Origin of the sequence: Streptomyces sp. CBMA156, from assembly GCF_014596515.1 — a bacterium.
GTDB lineage: Bacteria > Actinomycetota > Actinomycetes > Streptomycetales > Streptomycetaceae > Kitasatospora.
In genome coordinates this window covers 1-11,023 of the sequence record NZ_MSJQ01000357.1, presented here as the reverse complement: position 1 = coordinate 11,023, position 11,023 = coordinate 1, and the positions used below count along the sequence as shown (strand labels likewise).

11 protein-coding genes are annotated in these 11,023 nt (G+C 70.1%); 6 read left to right on the top strand and 5 right to left on the bottom strand.

Annotation, left to right across the window (positions count from 1 at the left end; genetic code table 11):
* The first annotated feature begins 359 nt into the window (after nucleotides 1–359).
* The 3 genes from BU198_RS31200 (at nucleotide 360) to dnaE (ending at nucleotide 6,368) form a co-directional block, all read left to right on the top strand.
* Nucleotides 360–1,424: a hypothetical protein gene (locus tag BU198_RS31200; protein WP_188300214.1), complete on the top strand. Its 1,065-nt coding sequence runs from the start codon at nucleotides 360–362 to the stop codon at nucleotides 1,422–1,424.
* On the top strand, nucleotides 1,421–2,701 hold the full coding sequence (locus BU198_RS31195; protein WP_188300213.1) for a hypothetical protein: 1,281 nt from the start codon (nucleotides 1,421–1,423) through the stop codon (nucleotides 2,699–2,701). Before BU198_RS31200 ends, BU198_RS31195 begins: the two co-directional genes overlap by 4 nt.
* Nucleotides 2,702–2,834: 133 nt before the next feature.
* Complete coding sequence (dnaE, locus tag BU198_RS31190) at nucleotides 2,835–6,368, top strand: DNA polymerase III subunit alpha (RefSeq protein WP_188300212.1); 3,534 nt, start codon at nucleotides 2,835–2,837, stop codon at nucleotides 6,366–6,368.
* 76 nt (nucleotides 6,369–6,444) lie between these two features.
* On the opposite strand, the gene BU198_RS31185 is transcribed toward dnaE, so the two are convergent.
* Nucleotides 6,445–7,332 (bottom strand): LysR family transcriptional regulator, encoded by an 888-nt coding sequence (locus BU198_RS31185; RefSeq protein WP_188300211.1) that lies wholly within the window; start codon nucleotides 7,330–7,332, stop codon nucleotides 6,445–6,447.
* 72 nt (nucleotides 7,333–7,404) lie between these two features.
* Here BU198_RS31185 and BU198_RS31180 point away from each other — a divergent pair, with 72 nt between their 5' ends.
* Nucleotides 7,405–8,466 carry a serine hydrolase domain-containing protein gene (locus BU198_RS31180; RefSeq protein ID WP_188300210.1) on the top strand — a complete coding sequence of 354 codons (1,062 nt, stop codon included), beginning with the start codon at nucleotides 7,405–7,407 and terminating at the stop codon, nucleotides 8,464–8,466.
* A gap of 62 nt (nucleotides 8,467–8,528) precedes the next feature.
* On the opposite strand, the gene BU198_RS31175 is transcribed toward BU198_RS31180, so the two are convergent.
* The 4 genes from BU198_RS31175 to BU198_RS31160 all read right to left on the bottom strand — a co-directional run bounded on the left by BU198_RS31175 (nucleotide 8,529) and on the right by BU198_RS31160 (nucleotide 10,101).
* Nucleotides 8,529–8,720 (bottom strand): DUF397 domain-containing protein, encoded by a 192-nt coding sequence (locus BU198_RS31175; protein ID WP_188300209.1) that lies wholly within the window; start codon nucleotides 8,718–8,720, stop codon nucleotides 8,529–8,531.
* Between the two features lie 71 nt (nucleotides 8,721–8,791).
* Nucleotides 8,792–8,983: a DUF397 domain-containing protein gene (locus BU198_RS31170; protein WP_188300208.1), complete on the bottom strand. Its 192-nt coding sequence runs from the start codon at nucleotides 8,981–8,983 to the stop codon at nucleotides 8,792–8,794.
* A 70-nt stretch (nucleotides 8,984–9,053) separates the two neighbouring features.
* On the bottom strand, nucleotides 9,054–9,245 hold the full coding sequence (locus tag BU198_RS31165; protein WP_188300207.1) for a DUF397 domain-containing protein: 192 nt from the start codon (nucleotides 9,243–9,245) through the stop codon (nucleotides 9,054–9,056).
* Nucleotides 9,238–10,101 (bottom strand): helix-turn-helix domain-containing protein, encoded by an 864-nt coding sequence (locus BU198_RS31160; RefSeq protein WP_188300206.1) that lies wholly within the window; start codon nucleotides 10,099–10,101, stop codon nucleotides 9,238–9,240. Before BU198_RS31160 ends, BU198_RS31165 begins: the two co-directional genes overlap by 8 nt.
* Nucleotides 10,102–10,336: 235 nt before the next feature.
* Between BU198_RS31160 and BU198_RS31155 the strand changes: the two genes are divergently transcribed.
* Both BU198_RS31155 and BU198_RS31150 read left to right on the top strand, forming a co-directional pair.
* Nucleotides 10,337–10,699 (top strand): ATP-binding protein, encoded by a 363-nt coding sequence (locus BU198_RS31155; RefSeq protein ID WP_188300205.1) that lies wholly within the window; start codon nucleotides 10,337–10,339, stop codon nucleotides 10,697–10,699.
* Nucleotides 10,699–10,941 (top strand): hypothetical protein, encoded by a 243-nt coding sequence (locus tag BU198_RS31150; RefSeq protein WP_188300204.1) that lies wholly within the window; start codon nucleotides 10,699–10,701, stop codon nucleotides 10,939–10,941. Before BU198_RS31155 ends, BU198_RS31150 begins: the two co-directional genes overlap by 1 nt.
* Nucleotides 10,942–11,023 lie beyond the last annotated feature (82 nt).

The window sequence follows — 11,023 nt, the reverse complement described above, 5'->3', positions numbered from 1 at the left end:
GGGACCTCTTCAGCAAGCAGATCTTGGTCGATCACTTGCTATACGGGAGGTCCCGTCCTCATGCCCGCAGTTCAGGCCATCATCACCCTCTTGACGGACCCGCGCGAGCCCTAACTCCGCGGCATTGGCCGGCGTCGACCCTCCTCAACCTCCTCACCCTGCTCCTCGACGCCGAGCGCAGGACCTCGTGCGATACCTGATCGGGACGGCCTTCGCCGTCCTCCTCGCCCTCGCGGTCTCCACGGTCGCCCTGGGCGTCGTCACCGCCCTCCGGATGACCCCGCCCGACGAGGACACCTGACCCACCACCCGTCGGCCCCTGCCGCCCACGCGCCGGGGGCTCCGGCACGATGGACCCCATGCACACCGACCACTACGCGCCGACGACCACTCTCCCCGGCCTTCTCCAACGCGGCCGGGGCCAGGGCGCGCTGATCGCCGCCGAGGACCGGGCGTCGGTCGCCGACCTGGTGTACGGCTGCATCCGCTGGGAGTGGCGATGGGACTCGCTGGTCGACGACCGGCACCTCTACCTCGCCCGGCTGATCCGAGACCTGGACCTTCCGCTCGCGCCGGTGGTGGAGTGCCTGTCCGGCGACGAGGACACCCGGTACCGGGCCACCCGCGTTCTGGAGCTGCTCGCACTCGCCGGCTCGGAGGAAGCCCGCGAGGCGCTGTCGGCATCCGCTCCGGAGGAGGACGAGCCGACCACGCGCCACCCCGTGGAGGACCCGTACCCCGACCGCGACAACGCGAGCCTGCTCGCCCTGCTGCGCGATCCGGAAGTCCCCGAAGGCGCCAAGGTGATCGCTCTCCACTCGCTGTCGTTCGGTCCGCCGGAGCCCGCGCTGATCCCGCTGGTACCCCGGCTCGGTGCCGCCGACGGCACCCGGCAGGTGCCGTATCTGGGGCGGGCCGTCGCGCGACTCGCCGGGCAGGCCGTACCGGCGGCCAGGGAGTGGGCGGCCTCGGAGGAGGACTGGCTCTCCTGGCTGGGCCTCGGGGTGCTGGCCGCCCACGGCGACGAGAGCGACGTGCCGGCCCTCGTCGCCGACCTGGAGCGGTGCTGGGTGAACCGGGACTGGTGCGGCCCCGACACCCTCGCGCGCGGCCTGGCGCGCTTCGGGCCGAAGGCCGCCGACGCCGTCTCCCTGCTCCGCCGCTTCTGGCTCTCGACCCCGCACTCGTACGAGCGTCCCGCCTACCTGGAGGCGCTGGCGGCGATGGGAGCCGCCGGCACGGCCGAGGCGTACACCGAGTCGCTGTGGGACTGCGAGGTGCGGGCCCGGCTCCTCGGTGTCGAGCACGCGCCCGACCGGCCCGACGTGCGGACCCGCCTGGCGTACCTCCGCGACGATCCGATGGAGGAGCCGGAGGTACGCGAGGCCGCCGGCGCCCGACTCGCCGGACCGGTGCGGTCATGACGGAGAGCTACGCGCCGGCCGGCACCCTCTTCGGCCTGCTCCAGCGCGGCCGGGGCCTGGGCGCGCTGCGGGCCGTCGAGGATCCCGCCGCCGCCGACGCCGTCTACGCCTGCGTCCGTACGGACTGGCGCTGGGACCGGCTGGTCGACGAGCGCCACCTGTACCTCGCCCGGCTCCTGCGGGACCTGGTCCTCCCGCTCGGCCCGGTGGCCGACGCACTGGCCGGGGACGAGGACGACGGTGGGCAGGCCGCCCGGGTACTGGAGCTGCTGGCGCTCGGTGGGTCGGACGAGGCGCGGGGCATCCTGCGGGCGTACGTCCGCGAGGGCGAGCGGTGGTTGTCCGTCCTGGAGTCCGTGTCCGAGCGCTGGCCGGTGGAGTGGTGGGAGGACCTGCGGGACGTCGCGCGGGCACGCCTCGGCGCTGACGACGACCCGACGCCCTGGGCGAGGGCCTGGGAGCACTGGGGCATATCCATCCCCACGCCGGACCGCCGGCCCCAGGAATCGCACCTGCCGACAGCGCCGGCGAACGCGGAGCTTCTGGCGATCCTCGCCGACCCCACCACGTCGGTGGACCGCAGGTCGGACGCCCTGTACGTGCTCTACCACCACCGGGACCCGGATCCAGGCCTCGTCCCGCTCGTGCCCTCGCTCGGTACGGCGGACGGCGAACACCCGCTGCCCCTGGTGACCGGTCTCCTGCGGAAGCTCGGCGCCCACGCCATGCCCGCCGCCCGGGACTGGGCCGCCTCGGACACCCGCTGGCTGGCCTGGGAGGGTCTGAGGGTGCTGGCCGAGCACGGTGAGCCGCGGGACGCTCCGGCGCTCCTCGCCGAGCTGGAGCGGGACTGGGCACACCGCACCTGGTGCGGTCCGATGATCATGGCGCAGGGCCTGGGCCGGCTGGGCCCCGAGGCCACCCGGGCCGCAGGAGTCCCCGGGACCGCCGAGGCCGTCCCCCTCCTCCGCCGTTTCTGGGTCCGCACCCCGCACTCGTACGAGCGCCCCGCCTACCTCAGGGCGCTGGCCGCCATCGACCCCGCCGGACTGGACGAGGCGTACACCGAGTCCCTCTGGGACTGCCAGGCCGAGGCCCGGCTCCTCGGGATCGGACACGCCCCCGACCGGCCCGGTGTGAGGACCCGCCTGGCGTACCTCCGCGACGATCCGATGGAGGCGCCGGAGGTCCGCGAAGCCGCCGGAGCCCGACTCGCCGGGCCGACCAGGGGAGCCGCGAACGGCGCGGGGGAAGCCGTTCGGAGGGGGCTAGAGTAGACGGGTGAACGTGTGAGTGATGGTCCGGGCCCCGCGAGGCGCTCCGGACCACATCCATTTCCGGGGGTACCCCCTGTGACCTGCACGTTCGCCGGCCCACCAGCCCAGCACCAGAGCCCCCGGAGGCCCCGCCTTGAGCGACCAGCCGTTCGCGCATCTGCACGTCCACACCGAGTACTCGATGCTGGACGGTGCCGCCCGGCTGAAGCAGATGTTCAAGGAGGTCGAGCGGCTCGGCCAGACCCATGTCGCCATGACCGACCACGGCAACATGTACGGCGCCGCCGAGTTCCACCGGCAGGCCACGGACGCGGGCATCACCCCCGTCATCGGCATCGAGGCGTACGTCGCCCCGGAGTCCCGCTCCAACACCAAGCGCATCCTGTGGGGCCAGCCGCACCAGAAGCGCGACGACGTCTCCGCGTCCGGCGCCTACACCCACAAGACCATCTGGGCCCGGAACAAGGAGGGCCTGCACAACCTCTTCAAGCTGACCTCGCGCTCCTACGCCGAGGGCTGGCTGGTGAAGTGGCCCCGGATGGACAAGGAGCTGATCTCCGACCTGTCCGGCGGCCTGATGGCCACCACCGGCTGCCCCTCCGGCGAGGTGCAGACCCGCCTGCGGCTCGGCCAGTTCGACGAGGCGGTGAAGTCGGCCGCCGACTACCAGGACATCTTCGGCCGGGAGAACTACTTCCTGGAGCTGATGGACCACGGCCTCGACATCGAGAAGCGGGTCCGTGACGGGCTGCTGGAGATCAGCAAGAAGCTGAACATCCCCCCGGTGGTCACCAACGACTCGCACTACACCACCGAGGCCGACGCCGGCGCGCACGACCTGCTGCTCTGCGTCCAGACCGGCAAGAACCTCTCCGACCCGGACCGCTTCCGCTTCGACGGCACCGGCTACTACATCAAGTCCGCCGCCGAGATGTACGCGCTGGACTCCTCGGACGCCTGGCAGGAGGGCTGCCGCAACAGCCAGCTGCTCGTCGCCTCCCGGGTCGACACCGAGGGCATGTTCAAGTTCAAGAACCTGATGCCCCGCTTCCCCATCCCGGAGGGCTTCGAGTCCGAGGCGGACTTCTTCAAGTCCAAGGTCTGGGAGGGCATGGACTGGCGCTTCCCGGGCGGGTACGACGAGGAGCACAAGAAGCTCGCCGAGTACGAGATGGACACCATCATCCAGATGGGGTTCCCGGCGTACTTCCTCGTGGTCGCCGACTTCATCATGTGGGCCAAGAGCCAGGGCATCGCGGTGGGCCCCGGCCGTGGTTCGGCGGCCGGTTCGCTGGTCGCGTACGCGATGGGCATCACCGACCTCGACCCCATCCCGCACGGCCTGATCTTCGAGCGCTTCCTGAACCCCGAGCGCATCTCCATGCCCGATGTCGACATCGACTTCGACGAGCGCCGGCGCGGCGACGTGATCCGCTACGTGACGGACAAGTGGGGATCCGACAAGGTCGCCATGATCGTCACGTACGGCACCATCAAGGCGAAGGCCGCCATCAAGGACTCCTCCCGGGTCCTCGGCTACCCGTACGCGATGGGCGACCGGATCACCAAGGCGATGCCGCCGGACGTCATGGGCAAGGGCATCCCGCTCTCCGGCATCACGGACAGCAGCCACCCCCGCTACGGCGAGGCCGGCGAGATCCGCGGCCTGTACGAGAGCGACCCGGACGTCAAGAAGGTCATCGACACCGCGCGCGGCATCGAGGGCCTGATCCGTCAGCCCGGTGTGCACGCCGCCGGCGTCATCATGTCCGCCGAGCCGCTGACCGACCACATCCCGGTCTGGACCCGGCACACCGACGGCGTCACCATCACGCAGTTCGACTACCCCACCTGTGAAGGCCTCGGCCTCCTCAAGATGGACTTCCTCGGCCTGCGCAACCTGACGATCATGGACGACGCCGTCAAGGCGATCGAGCGGAACAAGGGCGAGAAGATCGAGCTGCTCAAGCTGCCGCTCGACGACAAGCCCACCTACGAACTGCTCGCCCGCGGCGACACGCTCGGCGTCTTCCAGCTCGACGGCGGCCCCATGCGCTCGCTGCTGCGCCTGATGAAGCCCGACAACTTCGAAGACATCTCCGCCGTGCTGGCGCTGTACCGCCCGGGCCCGATGGGCGTCAACTCCCACACCAACTACGCGCTGCGCAAGAACGGCCAGCAGGACATCACCCCGATCCACCCGGAGCTGGAGAAGCCCCTGGAGGAGGTGCTCCGGCCGACGTACGGCCTGATCGTCTACCAGGAGCAGGTGCAGAAGGCCGCGCAGATCCTGGCCGGCTACTCGCTCGGCCAGGCGGACCTGCTGCGCCGCGCCATGGGCAAGAAGAAGAAGGAGATCCTGGAGGCGGAGTTCGTCCCCTTCCAGGAGGGCTGCCGCGAGCGCGGCTACTCCGACGCGGCCATCCAGGCCGTGTGGGACGTCCTCGTCCCCTTCTCCGGCTACGCGTTCAACAAAGCGCACACCGCCGGGTACGGGCTGGTCTCGTACTGGACGGCGTACCTCAAGGCCAACTACCCGGCCGAGTACATGTCGGGCCTGCTCACCTCCGTCAAGGACGACAAGGACAAGTCCGCGGTCTACCTCAACGAGTGCCGCAAGATGGGCATCCAGGTGCTGCCGCCGGACGTCAACGAGTCGGACTCGGACTTCACCCCGCACGGTGACACCCTGGTCCGCTTCGGCCTCACCGCGATCCGCAACGTCGGCGGCCCGGTGGTCGAGTCCATGATCCGCACCCGGAAGGCCAAGGGGAAGTTCGCGTCGTTCCCCGACTTCCTGGACAAGGTGGAGTCGGTGGTCTGCAACAAGCGGACCGTCGAATCGCTGATCAAGGCCGGCGCCTTCGACTCGCTCGGACACACCCGCAAGGGCCTGAGCGCGCAGTTCGAGCCGATGATCGACAACGTGGTCGGCGTGAAGCGCAAGGAGGCCGAAGGGCAGTTCGACCTGTTCGGCGGCGACGCCACCGCCGACGAGCCGAGCTTCGGGCTGGACGTCGTCTTCTCCGAGGAGGAGTGGGAGAAGTCCTTCCTGCTCACCCAGGAGCGGGAGATGCTCGGCCTGTACGTCTCCTCGCACCCGCTGCACGGCATCGAGCACGTGCTCGCCGACAAGGCGGACTGCGCGGTGGCGGACCTCGCGGAGCGGCCGGACGGGACGATCGTCACCATCGGCGGCATCATCTCGGGCCTCCAGCGGAAGATGACCAAGCAGGGCAACGCCTGGGCGATCGCGACCGTCGAGGATCTGGCGGGCTCGATCGACTGCATGTTCTTCCCGGCCAGCTACCAGCTGGTGTCCTCACAACTGGTCGAGGACGCCGTCGTGTTCGTGCGCGGCAAGCTGGACAAGCGGGAGGACGTGCCGCGGCTGATGGGCATGGAGCTGTCCGCCCCCGACCTGTCGAACGCGCACGCCGACGCGCCGATCATCATCAACATCCCGAGCGGGAAGGTCACCCCGCCGCTGGTGGCCAGGCTCGGCGAGGTGCTGGGGAGCCACCGGGGCACCACCGAGGTGCGGGTGCGGCTGGAGAGCCGCAACAAGACCACCGTGCTGCGGCTGGACCGGCACCGGGTGAAGTCGGACCCGGCGCTGTTCGGGGACCTGAAGCAGCTGCTCGGGCCGAGCTGCCTGGTGGTCTAGCCGTACGGGCCGCGGAGGCCCGGGCCGTTCGCGCCTGGGCCTTTTGCGCCTGGGCCTTTTGCGTCCCGGGAGGCTCTCAGGCCCCGCTGCCCAGCCCCGGCGGCACCGCCGTGTGCAGCGCCGAGACGAAGGCGGAGATGGCCGGGTGGGAGCCCGCGCCGGCGCGGAAGGCGGCGCGGGTGCGGCGGTACATCGGCAGGCGGGTGAGGACGACGCCCGGCCGGGACCCGGCGGTGCCCAGGTGGGGCACCAGGGCGACGCCCTGGCCGGCCGCGACCAGCGCCAGCACGGTGGTGAAGTCGTCGATCTGGTGCCGGATGCGGGGGGCGAACCCGGCCGCCTCGCAGGCGCGGACGGCCATGGTGTGGCAGAGCGTGCCGCGCGGCGACATGATCCACGGCGCGCCGCGCTGCTCGGCGACGGTGCCGGGGGCGCGGGCGGCCAGGTACATGGGCTCGGTGAAGACCGGACGGGTCACCGCGAGGCCCGGCTCAGGGTCGGCCGGGACGAGGTCGTACTCGTGCACCAGCGCCACGTCCAGCTCGCCCGCCCGCAGCGCGGCGCCGACGGCCGCCGGATCCACCTCGGTGACCATCGGCTCCAGCCCGGGGTGCCAGGAGGCCAGCTCGGCGAGCACCGCGGGGATGATCGCCCGGGCCGCCGAGGGGTAGGTGCCGATCCGCAGCGGACCGGCCAACCCCCGCTTGGCGTGGGCGAGTTCGGAATCCGCCTGCTCCAGCAGGGCGAGCACCGCCTCGGCGTGCCTGACCAGCCCAAGGCCGGCCGGGGTGAGGGCGACCCGCCGCCCGGTGCGCTCCAGCAGCGGGACGCCCGCCTCCTTCTCCAGGACGGACAGCTGCTGGGACACCGCCGAGGGGCTGAAGGACAGCGCCTCGGCGACGGCCGCGATGGTGCCGAGGTGGGCGAGTTCGCGCAGCAGGCGCAGGCGTCGGACGTCGAGCATCGGCTCAGCTTACGAGAAGCGTCGGACATGTGAACTGGACCTGAGTGATCGCCGGGCCGCAGGATCGTGGGCATGGAACTCACGGGCATCCACATCCCCCTGATCACCCCCTTCGCCGCCGACGGCTCCGTCGCCCTCGACGCGCTGGAGAAGCTCGCGCACGAGGTCCTGGATGCCGGGGCGGCCGGGCTGGTCGCGCTCGGCACCACCGGCGAGCCCGCCGCGGCCCGCGACCGCTTCCGGATCGGCAGCGCCACCAAGACCTTCGTGGCGACCGTCGTCCTCCAGCTCGTCGCCGAGCACCGGATCGCCCTGGACGACCCGGTCGGGACGCACCTGCCCGGCGTCCTGCGCGACGGCGCCCACATCAGCATCCGCCAACTGCTCAACCACACCGGCGGCATCTACAACTACACCTCGGACCCGGCCTTCGCCTACGCCGACGACGCCTCCTTCCGGACCTGGCTCAGCACCGACCGCTGGAAGTCGCGGACGATGGCGGAACTCGTCGCCGTCGCCGAGACCCACCCGGCGTACTTCCCGCCCGGTCAGGACTGGCACTACTCCAACACCGACTACATCCTGCTCGGCATGATCATCGAGAAGGCCACCGGCCGCAGTTGGCAGCAGGAGGTCGAGCGCCGGATCGTCCGGCCACTGGGCCTGAGCGACACCACCATGCCGGAGAACGACCCCACCGTCCCCGGCCGCCATACCCGCGCCTACGTCAGCATGCCCGGCGGCCCGGTGGACATCACGCTGTTCAACCCGACCATCGCCGGCCCGGCCGGCGCCGGCATCTCCACCACCGCCGACCTCGCCGCCTTCATGTCCGCCCTGCTCGGAGGACGGCTCCTCGGGCCCGCCGAACTCGCCGAGATGAAGCACACCACGGGCCTCGGACGCGGGGCCGACTACGGCCTCGGCCTGGAGCGCACACCCACCCCGTGCGGGGACTTCTGGGGCCACCGCGGCGACAGCCTCGGCTACAGCAGCATCATGCTCGGCGACGACACCGGGCAGCGCCAGGTCGTGCTCTCCCGCAACCCGTACGACCCGGCCGGACTGCCCGCCTCCGAGGCCGCCTTCACCGCCCTGGTGACCGCCGCGGCCTGCGCCGGCCGGACCACCTGAGGCCCTGGCCGCTGCGGCCGCGCCCCTCGCCCAGGGGAGGGCGCGGGGCGCTGGTGGAGCTGTCAGGCGTGGTGGTCGAACTCGCCGGCTTTGAGGGCGTGGAGGAGGACGGCGAGGGCAGCGGGGGTGGTGCGGAGGGTGAGATGGGCCTCGTCGGACTCGCGGAGTTCGACCAGGTTGCCGACCGTGCGGACCTCGACGCACTCGTTGCTTGAAGCGCTGTAGCTGGACTTTTGCCATGCCGACTCAGGCATATGTGTCCTTCCTGCCTGGATTGTGGTTGCGCCCCTCGCCCAGGGGAGGGCGAGGGGCGCGGGTGCAGCTGTCAGGCGTGGTGGTCGAACTCGCCGGCCTTGATGTCGTGGAGGAGGGTGGCGAGGGCGGTGGGGGTGGTGTGGATGGTGAGGTGGGCCTCGTCGGACTCGCGGAGTTCGACCATCTCATTCATCGCCCGCAGCTCGACGCAGTTGTCGCTTGCGCCGGAGTAGCTGGACTTCTGCCATGCCGACTCGGGCATCCGTGCCTTCCTGTCTGGATTGTGGTTGCGCCCCTCGCCCAGGGGAGGGCGAGGGGCATGGGTGGGGCTGTCAGGCGTGGTGGTCGAACTCGCCGGCCTTGATGCCGTGGAGGAGGGCGGCCAGGGTTGCGGGCCTGGTGCGGAGGATGATGTGGCCCTCGTCGGACTCGCGGAGATCGATCAGCCCGTTGATGGCGCGAACCTCGACGCATTCGTTACTTGCCGCACTGTAGCTGGACTTCTGCCACTCTGAGCTATGCATAGGCGGACTTTACTTCTTTCATGATGGATCGGATGAAGTCGCGCGATTCGCCTTCGGTGAGGGCTGTGGCGTCCAGGCTGGAGAAGATGGTTCGATGCTTGGCCAGGTTCGTCGGCGAGTCGAAGAACAGTGCACCTTGGGAAACGTCCATCTCGACGGTGTCCAGCTCGGGGACCGGCCCTTCGACGTAGATCAGGTTCTCGCCGGCACCTGGAAAAGTGTCAATGGCGAATGGCACCACGCGAACGGAGATCCCAGGCTGCTCGGAGTCGTCCAGTAGCGCGGCGAGCTGATCGATGAGCACCACAGGGCCGCCGAACTGCATTCGCAGGGCGGCCTCATGGATGAAGACGCGAAGAGGTTTCGCCCCGGATCGGACGACTTCCTGGCGCTTGAGACGGAAGGTCGTTCGCGTCTCGATGTCTTGCGGAGGCAGGGGAGGGATGAGTCGAGCGAACACCGCTGATGCGTATGCCCTGGTCTGGAGAAGCCCAGGGATGTAGACGGTGTTGCAGAAGGTGATCCGCTCGGCGTGCCCCTCAAGCTCTGCGACTTCGAGGAAGTCGATGGTCAGAAGGTTTCGGTACTCCTCCCACCAGCCCTTTCCACGCTCCGAGGTCATGTCGGCCAGTGCATCGATCAGGGGCTGGTTGTCGCACATGCATGCAGTAGCGATGGTCCGCAGCCGCTCCGCGCTGATGCCGCCCTTCCCGCTCTCCATCTGTGTGATCTGCGCGGGCTGGATGCCGAGCTTGCGCGCAAGCTGACTGCCGCCGAGGCCGGCCTGCTCCCGCATCCTCCTCAGCTCGGTCCCGATCCGCCGCTGGCGAAGGGTTGGGTTCGGTCGTAGCGCCATGATGACCAGTCTGCCGCAGGTCGGGGCGGTGGAGGTGCCACGTTCGGGGGAACCTCCCAGGAGTCGGCTCAAATTTGAGCCGAGCTGCGCTATGGTCAATCTCACATCGATCCGACGGATCGTCAGTAATGCCTGCTGCCAAGCACCGCAGAGCAGCCATGCCCATCTCCACCGGCCTGGCTCACGGCGACCTCTTCCGCCGGTTCCCCCTCACTCACGCCTCGGGAGAACTCCCATGCGTCACATCAACACGCCCACCATCGCCATCGCCCGTCAGACCCTCTGCAACACCATGACGCGCGTCGGCTGGGCCCCCGCCACGATCTCCGACGCGCAGCTCGCGCTCTGCGAGCTGCTCGTCAACGCGTGGCGCCACACCGACACCCCCGCGCCGCTGGTCGAGATCATCTCCGTCAACGGCTCGCTCCGGGTCTCCGTCACGGACGAGAGCCCGGTCCTGCCCGCCAGCCCGCCGCTGTCCCTGCTCGCCGAGTCCGGCCGGGGCCTCCAGCTGGTTGAGGCCCTCACCCACCGATGGGGCGTCGACCCCCATGAGCGTGCCAAATCGGTCTGGTTCGAGCTGGACGGTGTCGCCTGATGATCTACCGCCCCGGCCGCCACCCGATGCTGCCGACCGACCCCCGGATCCGGTACTACACCGAGGACCACATCCGCGCCCTGATGGACGAAGTCCGGGAGCGGGGCCGCGAGTTCGGCCTCATCTTCCCCTCGATCGACACCGACAGGACCATGGACGGCCGCGTCCTCGTCCGCTTCAACACCGCGCCGGCGTCGCAATGCCGCGGAGTTAGGGCTCGCGCGGGTCCGTCAAGAGGGTGATGATGGCCTGAACTGCGGGCATGAGGACGGGACCTCCCGTATAGCAAGTGATCGACCAAGATCTGCTTGCTGAAGAGGTCCC

Excerpts from the sequence above, each read along its gene's own strand:
- BU198_RS31200 (WP_188300214.1), top strand. The coding sequence starts at position 360 with ATGCACACCGACCACTACGCGCCGACGACCACTCTCCCCGGCCTTCTC.
- BU198_RS31195 (WP_188300213.1), top strand. The coding sequence starts at position 1,421 with ATGACGGAGAGCTACGCGCCGGCCGGCACCCTCTTCGGCCTGCTCCAG.
- BU198_RS31185 (WP_188300211.1), bottom strand. The coding sequence starts at position 7,332 with ATGCTCGACGTCCGACGCCTGCGCCTGCTGCGCGAACTCGCCCACCTC.
- BU198_RS31180 (WP_188300210.1), top strand. The coding sequence starts at position 7,405 with ATGGAACTCACGGGCATCCACATCCCCCTGATCACCCCCTTCGCCGCC.
- BU198_RS31175 (WP_188300209.1), bottom strand. The coding sequence starts at position 8,720 with ATGCCTGAGTCGGCATGGCAAAAGTCCAGCTACAGCGCTTCAAGCAAC.
- BU198_RS31170 (WP_188300208.1), bottom strand. The coding sequence starts at position 8,983 with ATGCCCGAGTCGGCATGGCAGAAGTCCAGCTACTCCGGCGCAAGCGAC.
- BU198_RS31165 (WP_188300207.1), bottom strand. The coding sequence starts at position 9,245 with ATGCATAGCTCAGAGTGGCAGAAGTCCAGCTACAGTGCGGCAAGTAAC.
- BU198_RS31160 (WP_188300206.1), bottom strand. The coding sequence starts at position 10,101 with ATGGCGCTACGACCGAACCCAACCCTTCGCCAGCGGCGGATCGGGACC.
- BU198_RS31155 (WP_188300205.1), top strand. The coding sequence starts at position 10,337 with ATGCGTCACATCAACACGCCCACCATCGCCATCGCCCGTCAGACCCTC.
- BU198_RS31150 (WP_188300204.1), top strand. The coding sequence starts at position 10,699 with ATGATCTACCGCCCCGGCCGCCACCCGATGCTGCCGACCGACCCCCGG.